This window comes from Neobacillus sp. GCM10027624 (assembly GCF_042675345.1).
Taxonomy (GTDB): Bacteria; Bacillota; Bacilli; order Bacillales; family Cytobacillaceae; genus Neobacillus; species Neobacillus cucumis_D.
On sequence record NZ_JBHTHD010000002.1, the window covers coordinates 338,896 to 360,066 of the forward strand.

19 protein-coding genes are annotated in these 21,171 nt (G+C 39.4%); all 19 read right to left on the reverse strand.

Translation table 11 applies throughout. The features are described 5' to 3' along the window. Nucleotides 1–159: 159 nt before the first annotated feature. Entirely contained in the window at nt 160–891 is a 732-nt protein-coding gene (locus ACFQZ9_RS01700) for an IclR family transcriptional regulator (protein WP_198312219.1), read from the reverse strand. 49 nt (nt 892–940) lie between these two features. Further along, nucleotides 941–1,810 (reverse strand): isocitrate lyase/PEP mutase family protein, encoded by an 870-nt coding sequence (locus tag ACFQZ9_RS01705; RefSeq protein ID WP_498942029.1) that lies wholly within the window; start codon nt 1,808–1,810, stop codon nt 941–943. A gap of 102 nt (nt 1,811–1,912) precedes the next feature. Then, on the reverse strand, nt 1,913–3,202 hold the full coding sequence (locus ACFQZ9_RS01710) for an MFS transporter (protein WP_498942030.1): 1,290 nt from the start codon (nt 3,200–3,202) through the stop codon (nt 1,913–1,915). Between the two features lie 79 nt (nt 3,203–3,281). Further along, the gene (locus ACFQZ9_RS01715; RefSeq protein WP_133337141.1) at nt 3,282–3,788 is read right to left on the reverse strand and encodes a 3-isopropylmalate dehydratase small subunit; all 507 of its coding nucleotides are present in this window, start codon (nt 3,786–3,788) and stop codon (nt 3,282–3,284) included. 45 nt (nt 3,789–3,833) lie between these two features. Further along, nucleotides 3,834–5,090 (reverse strand): 3-isopropylmalate dehydratase large subunit, encoded by a 1,257-nt coding sequence (locus ACFQZ9_RS01720; protein WP_498942031.1) that lies wholly within the window; start codon nt 5,088–5,090, stop codon nt 3,834–3,836. A gap of 26 nt (nt 5,091–5,116) precedes the next feature. Then, nucleotides 5,117–6,496 (reverse strand): dihydroorotase, encoded by a 1,380-nt coding sequence (locus ACFQZ9_RS01725; protein ID WP_498942033.1) that lies wholly within the window; start codon nt 6,494–6,496, stop codon nt 5,117–5,119. 3 nt (nt 6,497–6,499) lie between these two features. Next, nucleotides 6,500–7,201 (reverse strand): isochorismatase family protein, encoded by a 702-nt coding sequence (locus tag ACFQZ9_RS01730; protein WP_429743124.1) that lies wholly within the window; start codon nt 7,199–7,201, stop codon nt 6,500–6,502. A gap of 3 nt (nt 7,202–7,204) precedes the next feature. Next, the gene (locus ACFQZ9_RS01735; protein WP_498942034.1) at nt 7,205–8,584 is read right to left on the reverse strand and encodes an FAD-dependent oxidoreductase; all 1,380 of its coding nucleotides are present in this window, start codon (nt 8,582–8,584) and stop codon (nt 7,205–7,207) included. A 512-nt stretch (nt 8,585–9,096) separates the two neighbouring features. Continuing rightward, entirely contained in the window at nt 9,097–9,864 is a 768-nt protein-coding gene (locus ACFQZ9_RS01740) for an HpcH/HpaI aldolase family protein (protein ID WP_498942035.1), read from the reverse strand. Nucleotides 9,865–9,888: 24 nt separating this feature from the next. Continuing rightward, on the reverse strand, nt 9,889–10,935 hold the full coding sequence (locus ACFQZ9_RS01745) for a LacI family DNA-binding transcriptional regulator (protein ID WP_498942036.1): 1,047 nt from the start codon (nt 10,933–10,935) through the stop codon (nt 9,889–9,891). A 49-nt stretch (nt 10,936–10,984) separates the two neighbouring features. Beyond that, nucleotides 10,985–11,686 carry an alpha/beta fold hydrolase gene (locus ACFQZ9_RS01750; protein ID WP_498942037.1) on the reverse strand — a complete coding sequence of 234 codons (702 nt, stop codon included), beginning with the start codon at nt 11,684–11,686 and terminating at the stop codon, nt 10,985–10,987. A gap of 125 nt (nt 11,687–11,811) precedes the next feature. Continuing rightward, nucleotides 11,812–12,834 carry a LacI family DNA-binding transcriptional regulator gene (locus ACFQZ9_RS01755; RefSeq protein WP_498942038.1) on the reverse strand — a complete coding sequence of 341 codons (1,023 nt, stop codon included), beginning with the start codon at nt 12,832–12,834 and terminating at the stop codon, nt 11,812–11,814. Between the two features lie 111 nt (nt 12,835–12,945). Continuing rightward, nucleotides 12,946–13,707, reverse strand: coding sequence for an SDR family NAD(P)-dependent oxidoreductase (locus ACFQZ9_RS01760; RefSeq protein WP_498942039.1), 762 nt, complete (start codon nt 13,705–13,707; stop codon nt 12,946–12,948). A gap of 112 nt (nt 13,708–13,819) precedes the next feature. After that, nucleotides 13,820–14,926 (reverse strand): cupin domain-containing protein, encoded by a 1,107-nt coding sequence (locus ACFQZ9_RS01765; RefSeq protein ID WP_498942040.1) that lies wholly within the window; start codon nt 14,924–14,926, stop codon nt 13,820–13,822. An 81-nt stretch (nt 14,927–15,007) separates the two neighbouring features. After that, complete coding sequence (gene hisD, locus ACFQZ9_RS01770) at nt 15,008–16,297, reverse strand: histidinol dehydrogenase family protein (protein ID WP_498942041.1); 1,290 nt, start codon at nt 16,295–16,297, stop codon at nt 15,008–15,010. A 354-nt stretch (nt 16,298–16,651) separates the two neighbouring features. Further along, complete coding sequence (gene hisD, locus ACFQZ9_RS01775; RefSeq protein ID WP_498942042.1) at nt 16,652–17,917, reverse strand: histidinol dehydrogenase; 1,266 nt, start codon at nt 17,915–17,917, stop codon at nt 16,652–16,654. A 104-nt stretch (nt 17,918–18,021) separates the two neighbouring features. Continuing rightward, complete coding sequence (locus ACFQZ9_RS01780) at nt 18,022–19,257, reverse strand: ester cyclase (RefSeq protein WP_498942043.1); 1,236 nt, start codon at nt 19,255–19,257, stop codon at nt 18,022–18,024. Between the two features lie 53 nt (nt 19,258–19,310). Then, nucleotides 19,311–20,213, reverse strand: a complete 903-nt coding sequence (locus tag ACFQZ9_RS01785; RefSeq protein ID WP_498942585.1) for a carbohydrate ABC transporter permease — start codon at nt 20,211–20,213, stop codon at nt 19,311–19,313. Continuing rightward, the gene (locus ACFQZ9_RS01790; protein ID WP_198312201.1) at nt 20,213–21,091 is read right to left on the reverse strand and encodes a carbohydrate ABC transporter permease; all 879 of its coding nucleotides are present in this window, start codon (nt 21,089–21,091) and stop codon (nt 20,213–20,215) included. The genes ACFQZ9_RS01785 and ACFQZ9_RS01790 overlap by 1 nt, the downstream gene beginning before the upstream one ends. Nucleotides 21,092–21,171 lie beyond the last annotated feature (80 nt).

The window sequence follows — 21,171 nt, forward strand, 5'->3', positions numbered from 1 at the left end:
TTGTTCACTTTTCTATTATCAAGGAATTGAGTCCGATTAAGCTTACTCAAATTATCTTGATTAAGCAATTTCAAAAAAAAACTGCCAATTAAAATAATTGCAGTTTTTCTTCCGTTGCTCTTTGCTCTTTAAATCTTCCATTTAGATAACAAAGATTATTTAACACCTATATCCTAATCTTTCACTTATTAAATTCGCACAATTTTTAGTCTTGTTTACCAGAAACATTTTGTTTTCATCTGTTAGCATATGAATTTGGCCTGCAACAGTAAGATTCGCCGTAATTTCATTGGAATGATCAAATATCGGCACTGCGATTCCAAAACTTCCGGGTCTTCTTTCACCTGTCGTTATTTTATATCCCTTAACAAGAATTTCATTTAATTCTTCATTTAGTTGCTCAATGTTAACATCAGCCTCTTCAATGATCTTTTGTAAGATTTCATCCTTATCTTTTGAATAGGCAAGTAACACTTTTCCAGATGCCCCGGTGAAAAGAGGGGTATGTTCACCAATCCGGATAAAATTAATCACAATCTCAGGCCCGTCAATCTTATCAATACAAACCCGGGAATTCCCAGCTCTGATATTTAAATCCACTGTCATCCCTGTATCTTTTACCAACTCAGCCATAATCGGTTTTGCAACTTTACGTAAATCAAAATCATTCATCACAATATTCCCTAGCCTAAAGAACGGAAATCCTAAAGAATACCTGCGCGTGTCAGGATCTTGTTTGATAAAATCCATGCTCTCTAGCGTAGCTAGTAACCTGACAATTGTACTTTTAGGGTATTTAAGCTCAGCATGAATCTCGGCGATTGAAAGTGTGTTTCGTTCAAATGAAAATAACATTAAAATCTTAAATAATTTTTCAATACTCGCAACCATATATTTTTGTTCCTTTCATAGATAGCGCTTTTTAAAATTCCAGGAACGATTATCTCAAGACATATTTTTCTTCCATCTCATGATACCGTTGGATGCCAAGCAGTTGATTAAGCTGACTAAAATTCAACATCTGGTCTTTCATCCCAGCCGTAGTTCCTGTTTCTTTCAATTCATGAAATAAATCTTGTGCAGCCTTTGCAACTACACGAGTAACACTGTTTGGAAAGATGACAATTTTATAACCCATGCTGTCGAGTTCAGAGGCAGACATTAATGGAGATTTTCCGCCTTCCACCATATTCGCCAATAAAGGCATTTGGATATAATTTGTTATGGTGGAGAACTCATCCTTGTTCTCCAAAGCCTCTACAAAAATTATATCTGCGCCAGCTTCCGCATAACATTGTGCCCGTTCAATCGCTTCGTGTAAACCGTTGATTGCTCTCGAATCAGTACGTGCAATGATTAGCAGGTTTTCATCCACTCTAGTGTCTACTGCAGCTTTGATTTTACCAATCATTTCAGACAAAGGGATTACATTTTTATCTCTCAAGTGACCGCACCTTTTAGGGAAATCCTGATCTTCCAGTTGGATTGCGGAAATGCCTGCTCGCTCAAAATCTCTTACGGTCCTCATCACGTTCAAGTAGTTTCCGTACCCCGTATCAGCATCTGCGATTACTGGAATTTGTACCGAGTCACATATATATGATGCTCTTGTTGCCATTTCACTTGCCGTCATTAAACCTATATCAGGTTTTCCTAATGTGGTATAAGAAATGCCGCCGCCTGTCATATAAAGTGCTTCAAACCCAGCCTGTTCGATTAGTACCGAAGTCAAACTGTCATATGCCCCCGGTGCAATGATAATTCCAGTTTGCGATACTCGTTCTTTGAATTTTTTTCTAATTGAATTCATCATATCTCACTTCCCTTTATTTGCTCAACTTTTTTATTAACAAGTTGACCAACCCGCCTAATTAATGATTCTTTAATCTATGGCGGGTTAATCAAAGTAATTTTAATGGACTATGGTTTTAATTCTCTGTTCCTCTGAAATAGAACCCTGTTTTTCTTTTGTAAAAAATAAAAATCCGATGGAGCTAAGTAATGCAAGAACAATCATGACCCCAAACCCTGCGCTGAAACTGCCCGTTATTTGAATGGCAAATCCCATTGCTGTAGGAGCAATAATACCGGCAAGAGCAAACGCAGCATTCAAAAACCCTGATGCAGCTGCGGGCTGGTCTGGAGCAGAATCAATTGCAACGATCCACCAAATCGAACCCGTAACCATCCCAAATCCTACCCCAAGGGAGATAAATGTAATGGCACCATATAGGGATGGATTAAACATGATTGGAATAAGGGAGGCACCCGATAGCAATAAACATACTCCTATCAAATTAAATCGGCTTCGTATACCTGGTTTACGTTTATATAGTTTGTCTGCAATAAGTCCGCCTGCGATGGTAGCTACCGTCCCAACGGCCCATGGTAAAACCGTGAAAAATCCAACTTTAACGATGTTGAGATGATAAACCTGGCTGAGTATGCCTGGCAACCAATACATAAATCCCCAGAACATGAATCCCCAAGAAAAATAACCAAATGCGGAAATCAAAAGATTCTTATTGGTAAATATCTTCTTCCATTCTACTTTTTTTACATGCTCCGTTGTCTCTTCTTCTACTAAGCCGCTTTTAATGTATTCTTGTTCTTGAGGGCTAACTCGATGGTAGCCAATAGGAGAATCCTTAAACAGCCATAACCAAATTCCAACCAATATCAATCCTAATGTTCCTAAAATAACGAAGGGCGATTTCCATCCCAGGCTTTCCATTAGTTGTGTAATAATGGGTCCACCGATCATGAGGCTAAAAGGGACCCCGAATCCAACGATCATCCCTAAAGCCTTCCCTCTTTCCTTTCCTGGCAGCCAACGGCTAATTGCCCTGCTGACTGCTGGAAAGGCTGGTCCTTCAGATCCACCGAGTAACACCCTAACTAGGAAAAGGCTGACAAAAGAGCCCATGAAAGCGGTCAAAATACTAAATACTGACCAGAGCCCTGCAGAAAGAGACAATGCCTTCTTTACTCCAATTTTGTCTATAATTGGGCTGCCTACGAAGGAGAGAATCAAGTAACCAATGGAAAAGGCACTACCAATGAGGCCCCACTCCGCATTGTTAATATTAAACTGTTTCGTAATTGCTCCATTGGCAAAACCAAGAGCAGATCTATCCAAGTAATTTATTAAAATAGTAAGAGCAATAATACTTACAATGACCCAGCGGAACTTACCTTTCATATACCCAACCGACTCCTTTTTCCAACGTTATAGTGGTGAATTAACATAGTCAAGCTACCTTAAGAAAAGCACATCAAGTTTATAACTTGATTTCCTTATTGCTCAACTTTCGTTCCAGCATGTTAACCAAACCGCCATGATTGATAATTTCCTGTATGTACGGCGGGTAGATAGTTGTTGAATAAGACTCGTTTTTCGTTAAGTTATAAATCACACCATTTTCAAAATCAATTTCAATCTCATTTCCTTCTTCAATTCTAGTTGCTTCCTTACATTCGATTACAGGTAAACCTAAATTTATCGCGTTTCGAAAAAATATCCTTGCAAAAAATACCGAAATGATGGCACTAATACCAGATAATTTAATAGCAGCCGGGGCTGACTCGCGACTTGATCCGCATCCAAAGTTTTTACCGGCAACGATAATGTCCCCCGCTTGGAATTTGGAAGGAAAGTCGGGATCGATTCCCTCAAATATATGTTTCGCTGCTTGATCAGCTGATAATTTTAAATACCGTCCGGGGTTAATCATATCCGTATCCACATTATCTGGAAACACCCATGTCTTCCCTTTAATCTTTTGCATATCTATCCTCCTAAGTAACCTGACATGTAGTTTGGTACCGTAAGACTATAAAAACTCTCTTGGGTCAGTTATTATGCCGGTAATAGCGGATGCGGCAACTGTGGCAGGGGAAGCTAGATATACTTCCGATCCAGATCCCATCCGGCCAGGGAAATTGCGGTTTGTCGAAGATATACATCTTTCCCCGGGAGCAAGCACACCATTGCCAAGTCCAGCGCACGCTCCGCAACCTGTCGGCAAAAATGATGCTCCCGCATCCAGCAAGGTTTCAACTATGCCGCTTTTTGTAGCCCTACTCATGACTTCCGATGATGCCGGTGCAATCAGCAATCGCGTGTTTTCGGAAACTCTTCTGCCTTTAAGGACTTGGGCAGCTATTTCCAAATCATAATACTTAGCTCCCGTACAAGCCCCTATATAGGCTTGATCTAGAAGCTCGAAGTGATCAATTGCTGAAACAGGCTTTACATTATCAGGAGAATGCGGAAGTGCAACCATTGGTTCTAGCTGATTCGCATCGAATTCTAAAGTTTCGCAATAGAAAGCATCTTGATCCGCTGTTACTACCTCAAAATTACTTACATTCCTCTCATTAAGGTAGTCGATAACAATATCATTAGCTTCGATTAGTCCCGCTTTTGCACCCATTTCAATTGCCATGTTTGACAGAACTAATCTTTCATCCATTGGTAATGTATCGACTGCACTTCCCGAAAACTCAACTGATTTATAGGTAGCACCATCAATACCCGTTCTCTGTATTGATTTCAGCATCATATCTTTAGCCATTACCCCTTTGGAAAGTTTCCCTTTCCAAAGAATCTTGATGGATTCAGGTACTTTCACCCATGTTTTCCCAGTCGCCATGACACCTAGCATATCAGTAGATCCTAGTGCGATTGCAAAACATCCCATTGCTCCGGCTGTTGTTGAATGAGAATCGGCTCCGACATACATCATACCTGGAGTGATGTATCCTCGTTCAACAGGTACAATGTGACCGATACCTTCCCTCTCATGGAACTTCGAAATCCCATATTTTTTCGCCCATTCCCTTGTCAATTTCAGAATGGAAGCTTCAGTAGAATCGCTGGATGAAACAAAATGGTCAGATATCAAAGCAACTTTCTCAGGATTCCAAACTGTCGCTCCTAACTTCTCCATGGTAGAGCCGAATCTTCGTGGCCCACTCGAGTCATGAATCATGGCAAAATCAATATCGACCTCAACAATTTCATTCACTTGGACTTGACTCTTTTTACTTGCTCTCGCAATAATCTTTTGCGCTATAGTATATCCCATATGAACTCCCGCTCCCTTCTGTAAACCTAGATTTGGCGATGGAGATATTTCCCCCTGCCTGGTTTTGCAGTAATCTTACCTTTTTCTAAAATCACTTCACCACGGCTAATGGTGTACACTGGCCAACCAACTGCCTCGATTCCCTCATACACTGTATAGTCAGAAGCGCTTTGAAGCAGCTGGTGGTTAATTGATTTTTTCTCCTGTAAATCTACAATGGCAAAATCAGCATCCGCCCCTACTTCAATGCGGCCCTTTTGTGGTAGGTTAAAAGAATCGGCCACTTGGGTAGAACAAATATCTGCAATTCTTTCAAGTGGAACTCCTCTTTTTACATATCCTTCGGTAATCATGAGCGGCAACAGTGCACCTACTCCTGGAAATCCGTATTGTGTATCGAATACCCCGGTACCATTTTTGTATTTAGCATCTATGCTGCATGGAACATGATCCGTACCGATTGCATTAATAAGTCCCTTTTTAATCCCGTCCCACAAACGATCTTGATCCCATTGTGTATGAATTGGAGGACCAACTTTGGCATGAAGATTCGCTGGAGAATCATTTGTCAATGTCAGGTAATGAATACACGTTTCAACTTTTGCTCCACTTTCCAATAACCACGGAGCTTTTTCAAGCAGATCAACGCTCGTTCCGGAAGATAAATGAACAATAAAGACATTTCCACCAACAATCTGATTTAAATAAAGAGTGCTTAGCATCGATTCAGCTTCTGCATATCCTGGACTCGTTTTGGACCATGTTTTCAAATGATCTTCCACAGGTTCTTGTTTCAGCTTTTTGGTTAAATACCGATTGATGTCCATATTTTCACAATGCATTCCCAATAGTAATTTAGGAGAGATGCTATTAAATCTCTCTAGTATTCTCATTAAGTCCATGGAAGTTAGATCAATTGCATTGTTCACCTTAAATTTATCGTTGAGTTGTCTCTCGTAATTTCTGAAAAATTTAAAGGATGTAACACCAAACCGTTCAATAACTTCTTCTAGTTCATCAATATGGTCCTCTAATAAAATCCCTAAACTGTAGCCGAAATCAATATAACTGTTTTGTTCACCTATTTCTTTCAGTCTAGGGAAAGCTTCCAAATAACTTTTAGGGATTCGATCATAATTGACTAATGTTGTTACACCGCCAACGGCATGCTGCTTTGTATCGAGAAAATCATCTTCGACGGAATTATAAATTCCTAAATGCTCATGCGCGTCTACCACTCCTGGGAAGATATGAAGACCTTCCGCATCAATAATTTTCTTTGCATCCATTTCTTGTTCTGGATCATAAATTCCAACGATTTTTTCATCTTTAATTCCTAAATCTGCACGTAAAACCCCTCTTTTAGGAAAAACAACCTGTCCGTTTCTAATTAATAAATCCAACATAACTTAGTAGACCTCCTTGTATTGTAAGTTTTGAAGATACGTTTTAACCTCTTCTGCGTTCATGACGTCACAATATTTCATCCATAGATCTAGAAGGCCAGCTTGGTGGGATAATTGAATACGGTCGAAAACGCAATCTTCTATTACCGCTACATTAAAGTTGTGTGTAACTGCATCGACAGCTGTTGCTCTCACACAGCCGCTCGTAGACCCGCCGACAATGATAATAGAATCCACACCGAGCTTGATCAAATAGCTAATAAGTGGAGTTCCAAAAAAAGCGCTTGCATAACTTTTATCGACAACAATATCCTGAGCATCTGGCTTTAACTCTTCAACGATTTGCGTCTCTGGACGTCCATCAATATATTTAGAATTGTCTCTTGCAGCTTTTAAACCGAAGGAATCGAAAGCTATCGTTTTCTTTTGTACGTTTCTTGTATAGATAACTGGAATACCAACCTTTTGAACATACTCTTTTAACTCTTTAATTTTTCTTATTCCTGCCCATGCAGAAGATCCCCCGCCGCTAGGCCATTGTTCAAGCTGCTCTTCAATGGGCTCATCTGCTCCAATATAGTTGTACTGAGCATCAATAATCATGAAGACTGGCTTTTTTCCAAGTCCTCTTCTTTTTCCATAACCGCCTTTTTCAATGACAATCTTATCTACATCTGTTAATGCGCTTTCCCAAACATGTGACATATGCTATCTTACCTCCACTTTTTTTATTGATTTTGCTGCATGGGACCCAGCAATTTTTCCAAACCCCAATGCACATAACAAACCATTACCTGCTACATAACCATTGGCTCGAGTTCCGGAAATACCTACAGAACTTCCACCCCCGGCGTATAAATTAGGAATGGGAGTACCATTCTTCCCTAGTACTTGTGCATTTTCGTTTATTTTCAGTCCTCCCTGTGTATGAAACAAGGCGGGAACGATTTTAATTCCGTAATAGGAATTTATAAGTTTCTTTGGCAAAACTTTTCTCCCGAATTCATCCTCCCCTACCGTAACTGAATCATTGTATTTTACCAGTGTAGTTTTAAGGGTTTTTGAATTCAATCCTAATTTTTCTGCTAAGCCTTCAATGGAGTCCGAGTAATGGAACGCTTCGAAATTGGCCAAATTTTTAAAATCCTCAATCCCAAGCAATTGATTGTAAATTTCTCGATCAAAAATCATATAAGCATGCTTTTCCGGTTGCTTTAATACTTCGGTGGCATATTCGGAATATCCCTGTGATTCATCGCCAAATCTAAAACCTTGGTTGTTAACAATGAATCCACCCAACATGATGGCTCCCCATGTAACGAGAAGTCCATGTGCTTCGGAAACGGAAGCATGTCCTTGGTAGGCACTCATATTTTTCAGTTCGGCATTTACCTCCGCACTCATGGATACAGCATCGCCAGTGTTGCCTTCATAGCCAAAATATATTGCGTCCGCAATCTCAGGAATAAATTCACTCACCATCTTCTTGTTTCCACCGTATCCGCCGTCGGCTAGGATTACCTTTTTTGCCCCTATCCGTTGCATTCCATTTGGCGTGTTCGTTTCTACACCGATTACTTCATTGTTGTCGGTGAATACTATTTTAGTAACTGGTGATTTCAACATAAGGTAAATGTTATCCCTATTCCTTACAGCGCCTCTTAACATTTTCATTAATTCTAATCCTGATCTTGATGGTGGAGCATGCATGCGGTATGTTTTGTGGCCTGGCAGTAAAAATTCTGTTACTAGTGATAGTTTAATATCATGTTGATCAACCAACCATTCAACTAAACTCGCTGATTCCTCACATATTCTTAGAGTTTGCTCGGGATCACCTGTATATTTATTTTTTTCTAATATCTCATTTGCCATTTTTTCTGGAGAATCACTAATGTTCATTTCTTCCTGAAAGCGTGTGCCTGCCGCCGGTATCATTCCTGCGCTTGATGCAGTATTCCCCAAAACAAATTCTGTTTTTTCCAAAATAGCGACATCCAATCCACTTTCCCCTGCTGCAAGAGCGGCAGTTAGACCACAACCCCCACCACCGACAACAACAACGTCCACCTCTATATCCCATTGCATAAATTAAATCACCATCCTAAAACAGTTATTTGTTTCGCATTGTGGAATTCATTCCATTAAATTTTGGCACTCTCCTAAATTGTACCTTTCCCCCTTCTCTCCGTTCCACATTGTGGAACGCATTCCATTATTTGAATAAGATATTTTTAGTTTAAATTTATAGAATGTTTTTGTCAATATTAAAAAGATTTATTATTTTTTGAATACTCTCGAAAAATGTAATTTTGCATACTTGGGGTTGTACTGTCATATGCTTTTTGAACGTAATCGACAGGCTGTAACTAATCATAGAAGTATGAAATAGTTATTATAATTCATTAAAAAAATATTTTTTCAAGAAGGGCATTTTGGGATTAATGAACTGGCCAGATCCGTTTGATGATGATAATGCCAACTCATTCTCAAAAGAAAAACTGCCAATTAAAAAATGGCAGTTTTTCTTTTGTTGCCTTATAAATATATAAAATAATGATTATATTGACAGAAATTGATTTTTTTAAAATTCGTCCTATTTATTTCTCAACCTTTATCGTTTCATTTACAACTAGTTCCAACGCATTCGAAATAACAGAAGTCCCTGTAATACCGATATAGCAAGCCCCTGAGTCAAAACCTTTACGAACTCCAGCCGAATTAGCAGCCACTGTACCAATTTTATAGCCTTCCTCTTTTCCAATCTCAAACAACTCATTGATGGCCAGCTGAACTTCTGGATGTCCTGGTCCCTCTGCCTTAAAGCCCATATTAACAGATAAATCAGTTGATCCTATAAAGGCCATGTCTATTCCAGGAACATTCATGATTTCCCGGAAGTTTTGTACCGCTTCAGGCGTCTCGATATGAACAGAAATTAAGATATTCTCATCTGCATTATTAAAATAAGCTTCCCCTCCATCCTTACCGAAACGTGCCGCCCGAATAGCAAAAGCAGCTCCCCGCTGTCCATGTGGAGGAAATTTTGCTCTTCTTACCACTAGTTCTGCATCTTCCTTATTATTAACCATAGGCACTTGAATGCCTTTAGCTCCCCGATCCAGCGCCTTTTGTATGCTCGAAGCATCATAGGAAACCCTAATAATGGGCACTAAATCAACCAATTCTGCAGCCCTAACCATATTTTCAATTTCTGAATGACTGAAAGCTCCATGCTCATCATCTATAACAACAAAATCATAACCAGCATAGCCAATCATTTCGATAATGGATGGAGCATAAATTCCTAGGAACACCCCTAGTACATTTTCTCCATTCATGATTTTTTGTTTTACCTTATTTTCCATTTAAATTTCACTCCAAATTTCGTTCTATTTAAATAAAGAAATCATCTGTTTCATCGATGTTGTTCCACGAATCATTAATTCGGGAACAATTCTAACTTGTACAGGCTTTTTCAAACGATCCTCGTTTTCTATGAGGGACAACAATATATCAAGGGCACTAATCGCCATTTTTTTCTTTTGCTGTGAAATCGTTGTTAGATTGATATAAGGATTGGAAGAAATATCAATATCATCAAATCCAATAATTGAAATTTCTTCAGGTACTTTAAAGCCCATGCGTGCTACAGCATCCATTACAAAAAACGCCATATGATCAGAAGATGCGAAAAAACTAGTTGGAGGGTCATGGATGGAAAAGATGCTTTTAACAAATTTTTCTATTTCCTTATAAGTTAAATTTTCATTAAAAACCATCTCTTCTTCGTAGGGGAGATGATATTGCTTTAGTGCATGCTTATACCCTTCAAGTCTTTGATAAAAAGTGGAATATTTTGAAGGTCCTGAAATAAAAGAGATTCGTTTATGTCCCAAGTCAACCAAATGGCTGACAGCAAGCTGTGCTCCCTGTTCATTGTCAAGAATCACTGAATGCATGTTAGGATCATCTGTTGTACGATTAAACAAGATAACTGGAAAACCCGATTGATACAATTCGCTGACATATGTATCCCACCGATTTACTGATGCGATCATAATTCCGTCTACCCTGCGATTCAAAAGCATCCTTATTTCCTTTTGTAAGGAATCAGAATCATGGTCGGTATCACTTAGGATGACATCATACCCTTTGTTTCGGGCGAACCCTATAATTATTTTTGCTGTTTCCGCATAAAAGGGATTGGAAATATCACCGACAATCAAACCTAAAGTGCCTGTTCTATTTGTTACCATACTTCTTGCGATCGGATCAGGAGTAAATCCAATTTCTTTTATCGCCGACAATACTTTTTGCCGGGTAGAATCTTTCACGGAAGGGTGATCATTTAACACTCTGGAGACTGTCGTTTGTGATACTCCTGCCATTTTAGCAATATCATTTTCCGTGACTTTCATGGTTTGCAACTCATTCAACTAAGTTAACTCCTCCTCTTACGATCCATAAAAAATCATGTTTCCCTTTTTAACCGAGCAGCCAGTTACGTAATGCGGATGTCGTTTCCACTGGCTTTTCTAATGTACTTAAATGACCGCAATCTTCAATAATTGAAAGCTTGGCATTAGGGATGATGGAAATGAGATATTCATGCATTTCAAGAGAACATAGTGCATCCTGCCGGCCAAGAAGAACCAGTGTCGGACACCCGATTAGATGTAAATACTCCCTAGGATCAGGACGGCTCATAAGCGCTCTCATTTGTCTAATCATCGCTTCTGGTCCTACGTCTTCTGCCATTTTCCGAATGGTATGAATTAAATCCAAGTCATCCTGGCGCTCTGGATGGATCAATCCTGGTAAAAGATATTGATCCGTTACCTCCATAAATTTTCCGTCTTTAGCCATTTGAATAAATTGATTCCATCCTGAAATTTGTTCTGTTTTTGGAGGATATGGATTGGTATCCAAGAGTGCTAATTTCTTCACTCTTTCAGGAGCTTGATGGATTAATTCCATCGCTACAATTCCGCCCATGGACAAGCCTGCTAAAGAAAACTCTTCTGGTGCCTCATTTAAAATGGATTCAGCCATTCCCTGAATACTATCATTTTTCGTTAAGTCTCCAACTTGGATTTCTGCAATATCTGATAAATGATCGATTTGATCTCTCCAAAGTCTTTCACTGCACAGTGTCCCCGGTAACAGTATTAAATGTTCTTTTGTCATCACAATTCCTTTCATTAAATAGAATTCGCAACAGATCCTTTTTTGGTAAAAAAGGACAATCCCATGTAGAATTGTCCCTCCTGCATCTTTAGGGCTGAGTAAAATCCAGAAGATAAACCAATCCCTTATTTATCAAGATTTTTTGATGTTGTCTTACGAATCTTTAGTTCAGGTTTAAGGACGATTTGTACCGGATCAAAGGAATCTGTTTCATGATCAATTAAATCGACTAATTTCTCCAACGCAACAGAAGCCATCACTTCCATATGCTGCGAAACAGTTGTTAATCCAATAAATTGATTGCTTGCTAGACTGATGTCATCAAACCCTATGACCGATACATCTTCGGGAATTTTTAAATTTAAACTGGTTGCTGCATCTAAAATAGCTAAAGCCATTTGATCAGAGACCGCTAAAAAGGCAGTAGGCCTATTTTTTTTGGTTAATAATTCTTTTGTAAATTCAAAAATCTTTTGATAAGAAAAATCACCATTATAAACAAAATCTTGTTCTAATGAGAGCCCATTTTCCGAAATGGCTTCTTTATACCCAATATAACGTTGATAGGTTGTTAAATACTTAAATGGTCCGGCAATATAGGCAATTTTTTTATGCCCAAGTTCAAGCAAATGGTTTACGGCCATTTTTGCCCCTCTGATATTATCAATCACCACAAAGTTGGCCATTGGGTCATCAATACTGCTATTGTATAAAACAATAGGAAAACCCTTATCGTGCAGCTGCTGGACTTTCGTATCATCCCGTTTCACGGAAGCGACCAGTATTCCATCCACTCTTTTTCCAATTAAGGTGTTAATTGATTTTTCTAAGTTTTCATCATTATGGTTGGTATTGCAAATGACGACATCATATTTTAATTTCTGCGCCTGTTCAATAATCACTCCAGCAGACTCAGCAAAAAAAGGGTTTGAAATATCCCCCAAAATCAAACCGATCGACCTGGTTTTCTTTTCAACAAGGCTCCTCGCGATCTCATCCCGGGTAAATCCTAATTCTGATATGGCCGTAAGGACCTTTTCTCTTGTAGCTTCTTTTATAAAAGGATAATTATTTAAAACTCTAGAAACCGTAGACTGTGAGACACCAGCTTTCCTAGCCACATCATCCGCAGTTACTCTACCTATCATATTATTTTTTTCCTTTCAACTAAGTAGAAATAACCTATTCTACCAATATCTTCATTGTTTAGAAACCATTACAATGAAATTCGTCTTTAAACCCCAATAATCCTTCATTATTTAAATAGCCGTCCAACCTCCATCTACACGAATCGTCTCCCCGGTAATAAAATCAGACATATTCGAAGCTAAAAACAACACTGAACCAGTTACATCTGTTGGACGGGCCAATTTTCCTAATGGGATTCTACTAATCACATCTTGATAGAAACCTTGGTCCTCAAACATTTTTTTAGTAAAGTCTGTTTCGATAAAGGTTGGGGCAACGGCATTCACTTTAATATTAAATGGTGCCCATTCAACGGCTAACGCTTTCGTCAACTGTACAGCGCCGCCTTTGCTAGAACAGTAGGAAGCTCGTTTAATATAACCAACAAATGCCATTTGTGAAACGATATTGATAATTTTGCCTTTTCCATAAGGAATCATGTGTTTCCCCGCCCGTTGCGAGCAGAAGAACACTCCTTTAAGATTCGTATCCAGAACCTGATCCCAATCTTCTTCCGTAACCTCTAAAGCAGGTTTGGCGATATTAATCCCTGCGTTATTAATAAGAACGTCAAGACCATTTAACCTTGTGACAGCTTCATCAACCATTTCATATATACTTTTTACATCCTGCATATCACATACAATGTAGGAGCAATCCGATTGAAGTTCTTTTAGCTGCTCAGTAGTAGTATAAAGTGCTGATTCGTCCCGCCCTGTAATGATTACTTTTGCACCTAACTGGGCAAAAGTAAGGGCAATCTCTCTACCGATTCCTTTGCTTCCACCGGTAATAATCACCTTTTGGTTATTTAAGTCTGTAAAATAATCCACGAACATCCACTCCTCGGAACATCTTTCCTTCCGTTTCTATTCCATAGATTGATGATCATTAACCCCATAAGCTTTCGTATCCAGAAAGCTTATGGGTTAAAAATCAAAATGATCATTTTACCAATTGATTATTTTCATCAAGAGATAAACCAGTTTTGTGAGCAGCCTTTACCACATCAGGAGCCCATTCCAATTTCGGCCGCTGATCCCCGCTATTGATAACAAATAAGAAACCAGTATCATTGCCAACACACTCTATTCGGCGATAAACATCAGCAGGGACAGATAGGATATCCTTTTCCTTTAGCACTACTTCGCCTTCTTCTACATTTTCACCCAGCGAAATTTTCCATTCTCCTTTTTGAACAAAAACCACTTGTTTAACATCTTGTTTAAAGGGGTGGAATCCATTCCCTGGTTCAGCTTCGATCAGTTCAAAATTAAAGGAATGTTGATAATTTAATAGAGTTGGCCGATCGACCGCTTCTGCGATACCTGGTCCAATCAAGCCATAGCTCTTCTTCTCTCCACCTGGTAAACGGCAGTCCAGAAAAGATTCCAAGTGCGGGACCCGCTCTTGAAAACGAAAAATCTGTTTACTCATTTCTTCTTCACTGATTTTTGGAACCAATGCCAGCTCTTCATTACCAATTGGTTTGACCACTTTTGCATCGGAAGGAACTTCCTTGCCAGCTGTTGTATCGATTAAACGGCCATCTTCCAGTAAAACCAGCCCATATCCTTCGGCAGCCCTTAGTACTTGGGGAGCCCATGTTACCTTACCCGGATTATCTTCACCTAAAATACAATATAAGAATCCATCATCTGCACCAACATTTTCAAAGGCTCTGAAGATCTTTGTCGGAATCGAGAATACATCTCCTGCTTTTAAGATGGCCTCTCCTTCTGTACCTTCATTCCCCCAGAAAAATCGCCAGGTTCCCTTCGCTACGATAAATACTTCTGCTGTTAAGTGAGAATGGAGCGAATTTTTGGTTCCATTGGGCATAGCTGCAGCTCCAAAGTTAAACCCGTGGGCTTCCTCTAAATTAATAAATCGATTACTGCTCTCAGATACACCAGGTCCAATAATCGTGAAGTTTTCTTTTTTGTCAGAGCCAGGAGTCTTTGCATCAATAAATGCAGCCTTATCTGCCACTAGATCCTCAAATCGAATCACTCTCTTTTTATATTCCTCTTTCACAATAGTCATCAACATTGTATACCTCCTTTACATTTTAAAAATGGTTCTATGAAACTTAGTTAAAAAATAGAAATTTCTTAGTATTAAGTACTTTAATCAGTTAAAAACACTTTTATTTCCATAGCGTCTTACACGAAGCAAAGCCTGTTCACGGTGACCCATAAAGTTTTCTAGCTCGCAAAGACGGGCAGCATATTCCCCAATAAATGCACTGGCTTCAGGGGTACATTTTTGATACGTACAAGTTTTAATAAACTTACCAACCCATAACCCGCCTGTGTATCTTGCCGCTTTTTTAGTTGGCAGCGTATGATTGGTTCCAATGACTTTATCGCCATAGGCTACATTCGTTTCAGGGCCCAAGAATAACGCACCGAAATTTTTTAAGTTTTCCAAAAAGTAATCAGGGTTTTCTGTTAGGATCTCAACATGTTCAAAGGCTAACTTATTCGCTTCAATTACTGTTTCTTCTTCATTTTCAACAAGAAGAATCATCCCGTTTTCTTCCCAAGCAATTCTCGCAACGTCCGCTGTAGGTAATACGGCTAATTGTCGTTCGATTTCAATTAAGGTTTCCTTAGCAATCTTTTCAGACGTCGTAATGAGTGCACCTGGTGACGTAGGTCCATGTTCAGATTGACCAAGAATATCGCAGGCGATCATTTCAGGGTCCGCTTTGTCATCGGCAATAACGAGAGTTTCCGTTGGTCCAGCAAGAAGATCAATCCCTACGATTCCAAACAGCTGTCGTTTTGCCTCAGCTACAAAGGCATTTCCAGGTCCAACGATCATATCGACAGGTTCAATCGTTTCTGTACCTAATGCCATGGCAGCTAATGCCTGAACTCCTCCGAGTAGATAGATTTCATCTGCCCCAGCCAAAGACATGGCTGCAATGGTTGCTGCTGGGATCTCCCCGTTGATAGGCGGTGTGCAAGCGATTACTCGATTTACGCCTGCAACCTTTGCTGTTAATACACTCATGTGAGCAGACGCAACCATTGGATATCTTCCACCGGGGATATAACAGCCAACACTGCCAACGGGTATATTTTTATGTCCTAAAATGACACCTGGTAATGTTTCTACCTCAATTTCCCTTAAGGCTGATTTTTGAACTTCGGCAAATCTTCTAACTTGGGATTGTGCGAACTTAATATCATTAATAGTTTCCTCTGGTAAGGACTTAATAATTTCCTCAATCTGTTCGTTCGATAGTTTAAAACTTTCCGGAGACCATTTATCTAGTTTTCTAGAATATTCTCGAACAGCATGATCGCCATTTTTCTTTACTTCTTCTATCATACTTTTAACGGTTTCAGATACATTCAGCTCTGTTTCAGCTATTTCTTCCTGCGACTTCCCAACTTTTAAAAATTTCACCATCTTAACCTCTCCATTTTTTCAATTTTAAAAATATCTTTTATAGAAATGGTTACCATGAATATTTTTACTCTATATTAGTTTTGGGCTCTGTTAAACTTAGTAGTTGATTTCCGCTCCAGGCACTTCGCTTTCCGTGGGCGGTTCTGGGAGCCTCCTCGTCGCTCCGCTCCTGCGGGGTCTCCCCTGTCCCGTACTCCCACAGGACACTGAATTGCTTCCTTGAATCCGCCCACGCACGAAGAAAATGCGTTAGCATTTTCGAGGAGTCTTCGTGCCTTCCGCTCCAATCAACTTTGTATTAAAAATCAACATTCTTCTTTAACATAGCCTAGTTTTTAAAAGATGTAAGAAAGCCTAGGATTTAATGCTGGTTAATCTTAAAGCTGCTGATAATTGATGGCCTTCTAACCCTTCTATTTCGGATTGTTTTGATGCATGGGAAGCTAATAGGTGAACTCCCTCACCTGAAATTTGCTGGTGGGTAATCACCTTAATATAGCTGCCCACCCAAAGTCCGCCGGTATATCTCGCAGCTCTATTCGTTGGTAAGGTATGATTCGTACCAGAAACTTTATCTGAAAAGACAACGGAACTAGCTGAATCAATGAATAACGAGCCATAATTGTAAAGACGATCCATTAAATCTCTGCTGTTTTCTAAATGTAAATGAAGATGCTCGATTGCATAATCATTACAGATATCGATTCCTTCCTGTAAAGTCTCTGCAACAACGACCTCACCTAAGTTTGCCCATGATTCATGTGCTGGTGAATTTGGTGAGAACTCTTTAAGTAACTGATTAATTTCTTCCATGGTTTGATAGGCAATGGAATGAGAAGTCGTTACCAAAATCGCACGTGCGTGAGGATCGTGTTCGGCCTGTGCCAACAAATCTGCTGCACATTTTTTCGGTTCAGCGGAATCATCCGCAAAAACTAAGACCTCACTTGGTCCGGCAATCAGATCGATCCCTACTTTTCCGAAAACCTGACGTTTAGCTTCTGCCACAAAGCGGTTCCCTGGACCGCCAATAATATCTAGCTCCGGAACGGATTCAGTTCCATAGGCCATTGCAGCAATGGCTTGAGCTCCTCCAATGGCAAAAATGTCAGTAGCTCCCGAACGGACAAGTCCGTAAAGAACAGCTGGGTGAATGCCGCCTTCAAAATTTGCCGGGCTGCAGGCAACAATTTGTTTGGCACCTGCTACCTTTGCGGGAGCCACTACCATTGGACCAGATGACAACAGCGGGAATCTGCCTCCCGGAACATAAGCTCCCACCTTCTCGATTGGAACAATTCGGTGCCCCATTTGAATACCAGGGCCAAAGTCCTTCTGAAGCGGCAAAATGCATTCAAGCTGGGCCTTCGCAAAAGTGGAAATCCGATCCACTACGCGGTCAATTAATTCCTTCACATCACTGGATAAAGACTTGATACTTCTTTCGATTTCTTCTTCACTCACTCTTATAGCACGATCGGATTGACTAAACTTTCTTTCATATTTTTGTACCCCCGCATCACCTTCAGTTCGCACTGTGGCAATAATTTCTTTAACCGTTTGTTCTACATCAGTGATGTTCGTTTGTTCATTCTTTTGAGCCTGTTTAATATATTCCATAATAAATACCTCCTTATAAATAACTACCCGTTTTAAATTTGTATGATTGCCATCAAAGGGAATCTATTAAAATACTAATATGAATCTAACAAACACCTACTAGATTAAGAAACGCCCGTAAAATTCCCGTCTTCTGTCCCATTCGTTCCTTCTTCTGACTCTTCAGAATCAGGCAGGTAGATTTGGCGAAGAACTTCCATTCCGTCGAATAAAAACCATTCTTCTACGATTTTTTCATTTCGAATTTTATAGTGATTCATTCCTGCAATCTCAATGGCTTTACCGCTTGGCTGGCCAAAATAACCGGTTCCTTCATGGATTCCTTGTAATCTCCAGCGAACAGCAACATCCCAATCTTGTTCGGAATCTCTTTTATTACAAGTTATTCTTTCCAAGATTAACTTTGCATTCGGCACGGAAGCGAACAAACTAATAAACATTCCTTGAATTTCACTAATCCCAACTAAGTCTTTATTGCAAACATAATGAACCACTGCTTTATCTTCATAGAACTTCTTAGCAAAATTAAATGAACGTCTTTCCCATACCCGGTTAAATAGCTCAAGCATAAATTCGCCAATTTCAAATTCATCAGAGGATGGAACAAATACCTTTGGAGGCAAGCCGATCTCAGCAGTCTCCGGATTGCCGAATTTTAATGCAGGTGCCAATTTTTGTGATCCAATTGCAATTTTTTTCGCAACCTCCACCGGAGCTAATCCTAGCTGTTGAACCAAATGAAAAGTATCCATGACAAGCCATTCTTCGTATATTTTATTCGCATGAATCAAACAGTCTGCTGTTGTTCGAAAAATCACTTTCTTTCCAGTAGCCGGTCCATAATAGCTATCCCCTAAATTCGTTGCAATCGAGCGGCCGCGATGGGAAGTGAAAAATCCATCCTTATCATTACCAGACCAAATGACACTCCATCCTAATCCCTTGCGGTCAGGAAAAGCATGTAATGTCTGCAGGGTACCTGAGATGACTTCATTAATACCGTGACTATTGACCAATCCTTTATGGACACTTACCCCAGTGCTGTAAGTATCATAGATTAAGCCAATGTCTTTTTCCTTCCAAATTTGTCTTGTGATTTTTACGATATAATCGACGATATTGTTATACTCTTCACTAAACCCTCTCATGCTTTGTTTTTTCTGATCACTTTCACTGATATGGATGTAATCATAATCATCTTTAGCATCAATCATATTGACATCATTCGCATCTGCATAAAAAATTAAATTCGGATAGTTGTTTGTCTGTTTTTCTTTTCTTCTTTTTTCTTGACTGTTTGTGATGACACTGGATTCTTCTTTGATCAACGTATTCTCCATTTGAAGGACCTGCCTTTAAAATAATTTAGTAGCTATATAAATTTTAGGAAACTCTACTTAACTGCCCCTGAAGTCATCCCTAATATGAATTGCTTTCTTACAATGAGCATAAAGATGACCGTTGGCAGAACAAAAATGATTCCGGCTGCAGCCATTTGATTCCATAACACGCCTTTTTCACCATTAAAGAAGGATAATGCTACTGGTAATGTAACGGCATCCTGATTGGTTAAGATGAGTGCGAACATAAATTCATTCCAAATGATGACAAAGCAGAAAACAGTCGCTGTAATAATTCCTGGTTTGGCCATTGGCAGCAGTACATGCCAGATGATCTGGAGGCGATTCGCACCGTCAATGGTCGCCGCTTCTTCCATATCATGAGGGATTCGATCGATAAAACCTTTCATTAACCAAATGGCATATGGAATGGTATGACCTAGATTGACAATGATGAGAGCCATTGTTGTATCTAATAGCCCCCAATTTCTAAACATAATAAAATATGGAATGACATTGACAATCAACGGAATAAACTGGGTTGCTAGGATGGCAAACATAATGAGTTGTTTCCCCCGAATTTTAAACCTTGAAAGACTATAGGAGGCCAGAATACTTACCGGCACTGTTACCAACAACGTCACAATCACAACGATTAAACTATTCGAGTAATATTTACCCAAATTGAAAGAGGGACTAAAAACGGCTTTAAAATTATCTAATGTAGGTTTAAACAGAATACTGGTGGTGTAGACTTCATGTTCCGGCTTAAAGGCGGTAATTAAAATCCAAAAGATTGGAAGGAACATAAAGATTACAACCAGCAGGACACCAATGCTTTCAAAAATCGAACCGAATGTTCGAAAGGAATTTTTCTTAGACGTATTTACATTCAGTTCATTTTTCATTAAGTTTGATCTTTCTTCTTTCTTACTTAAATCTAGTGCGTTACTCATTAGTTCCAATCGTCTCCCTTCACAAGCCTTCTCATGTATATGATGACAAATCCGATTGTGATTAGAGCTAAAATATAACCAAGTGCTGATGCATATCCCATGTCGAAATAGCGGAAGCCAATTTTATAAATGAGGAAGTTTAGGACTTCAGTTGAACTACCTGGTCCACCTTGAGTCAGCGTGACAACAGGGTCAAATGCTTTAAGAGCAAACATGGTCATTAAAATCGCAGCAATTAAGATAATGGGCCTTAGCATTGGAAGTGTAATATGTATGAGCGTTCGAAGTGGTGAAGCTCCATCCATCTGGGCTGCTTCAAATACTTCTTTTGACATTCCCATTAATCCGCTAATAAACATAAGACTCATAAATGGAAGCCAAATCCAAACAACCACCGAAACAAGTGCTGCAATAGAGGTTAAAGGAGTTCCTAACCAAACCGTGTGTGATTGAGCAGGAATAAAAAAATCTAGGATCTTATTAAATAAACCGTAATCGGAATTTAACATGAATCGCCAGGAATAACCGATCAATGCCGCACTCATTGCAAAAGGGATAATAATGACAGCTCTTAAATAGGAAAGAATGCGTTTTTCTTTACTTAATAAGAGGGCAACACCAATCCCAAGTCCAAGCGTTAGAATAACCGTACATACCGTAAAAATTAAGGTAATCCACACACTGTTCCAAAATTGCTCATCAGAAAAGGCGCGAATATAATTATCTGCCCCAACAAAGGGTCCCATTTCTGCGGATACCTTTAAGTCCCAAGTGTGAAGACTAATCCAAAAAGACTTTAGTAAAGGATAAATGGTCGTTACTAATATCAGAATGAGTGCAGGAGCCAACAAAATATACTTAAAACTATTATTCTTCAATGAAACTCCCTCCTAATCTTTGGAGTAGGGTTACCCCTCCAAAGTGGTTTTGAAGTCTCCCTCTAAACCACTTTGGAATA

Excerpts from the sequence above, each read along its gene's own strand:
- ACFQZ9_RS01700 (WP_198312219.1), bottom strand. The coding sequence starts at position 891 with ATGGTTGCGAGTATTGAAAAATTATTTAAGATTTTAATGTTATTTTCA.
- ACFQZ9_RS01705 (WP_498942029.1), bottom strand. The coding sequence starts at position 1,810 with ATGAATTCAATTAGAAAAAAATTCAAAGAACGAGTATCGCAAACTGGA.
- ACFQZ9_RS01710 (WP_498942030.1), bottom strand. The coding sequence starts at position 3,202 with ATGAAAGGTAAGTTCCGCTGGGTCATTGTAAGTATTATTGCTCTTACT.
- ACFQZ9_RS01715 (WP_133337141.1), bottom strand. The coding sequence starts at position 3,788 with ATGCAAAAGATTAAAGGGAAGACATGGGTGTTTCCAGATAATGTGGAT.
- ACFQZ9_RS01720 (WP_498942031.1), bottom strand. The coding sequence starts at position 5,090 with ATGGGATATACTATAGCGCAAAAGATTATTGCGAGAGCAAGTAAAAAG.
- ACFQZ9_RS01725 (WP_498942033.1), bottom strand. The coding sequence starts at position 6,496 with ATGTTGGATTTATTAATTAGAAACGGACAGGTTGTTTTTCCTAAAAGA.
- ACFQZ9_RS01730 (WP_429743124.1), bottom strand. The coding sequence starts at position 7,201 with ATGTCACATGTTTGGGAAAGCGCATTAACAGATGTAGATAAGATTGTC.
- ACFQZ9_RS01735 (WP_498942034.1), bottom strand. The coding sequence starts at position 8,584 with ATGCAATGGGATATAGAGGTGGACGTTGTTGTTGTCGGTGGTGGGGGT.
- ACFQZ9_RS01740 (WP_498942035.1), bottom strand. The coding sequence starts at position 9,864 with ATGGAAAATAAGGTAAAACAAAAAATCATGAATGGAGAAAATGTACTA.
- ACFQZ9_RS01750 (WP_498942037.1), bottom strand. The coding sequence starts at position 11,686 with ATGACAAAAGAACATTTAATACTGTTACCGGGGACACTGTGCAGTGAA.
- ACFQZ9_RS01755 (WP_498942038.1), bottom strand. The coding sequence starts at position 12,834 with ATGATAGGTAGAGTAACTGCGGATGATGTGGCTAGGAAAGCTGGTGTC.
- ACFQZ9_RS01765 (WP_498942040.1), bottom strand. The coding sequence starts at position 14,926 with ATGTTGATGACTATTGTGAAAGAGGAATATAAAAAGAGAGTGATTCGA.
- hisD (WP_498942041.1), bottom strand. The coding sequence starts at position 16,297 with ATGGTGAAATTTTTAAAAGTTGGGAAGTCGCAGGAAGAAATAGCTGAA.
- hisD (WP_498942042.1), bottom strand. The coding sequence starts at position 17,917 with ATGGAATATATTAAACAGGCTCAAAAGAATGAACAAACGAACATCACT.
- ACFQZ9_RS01780 (WP_498942043.1), bottom strand. The coding sequence starts at position 19,257 with ATGGAGAATACGTTGATCAAAGAAGAATCCAGTGTCATCACAAACAGT.
- ACFQZ9_RS01785 (WP_498942585.1), bottom strand. The coding sequence starts at position 20,213 with ATGAGTAACGCACTAGATTTAAGTAAGAAAGAAGAAAGATCAAACTTA.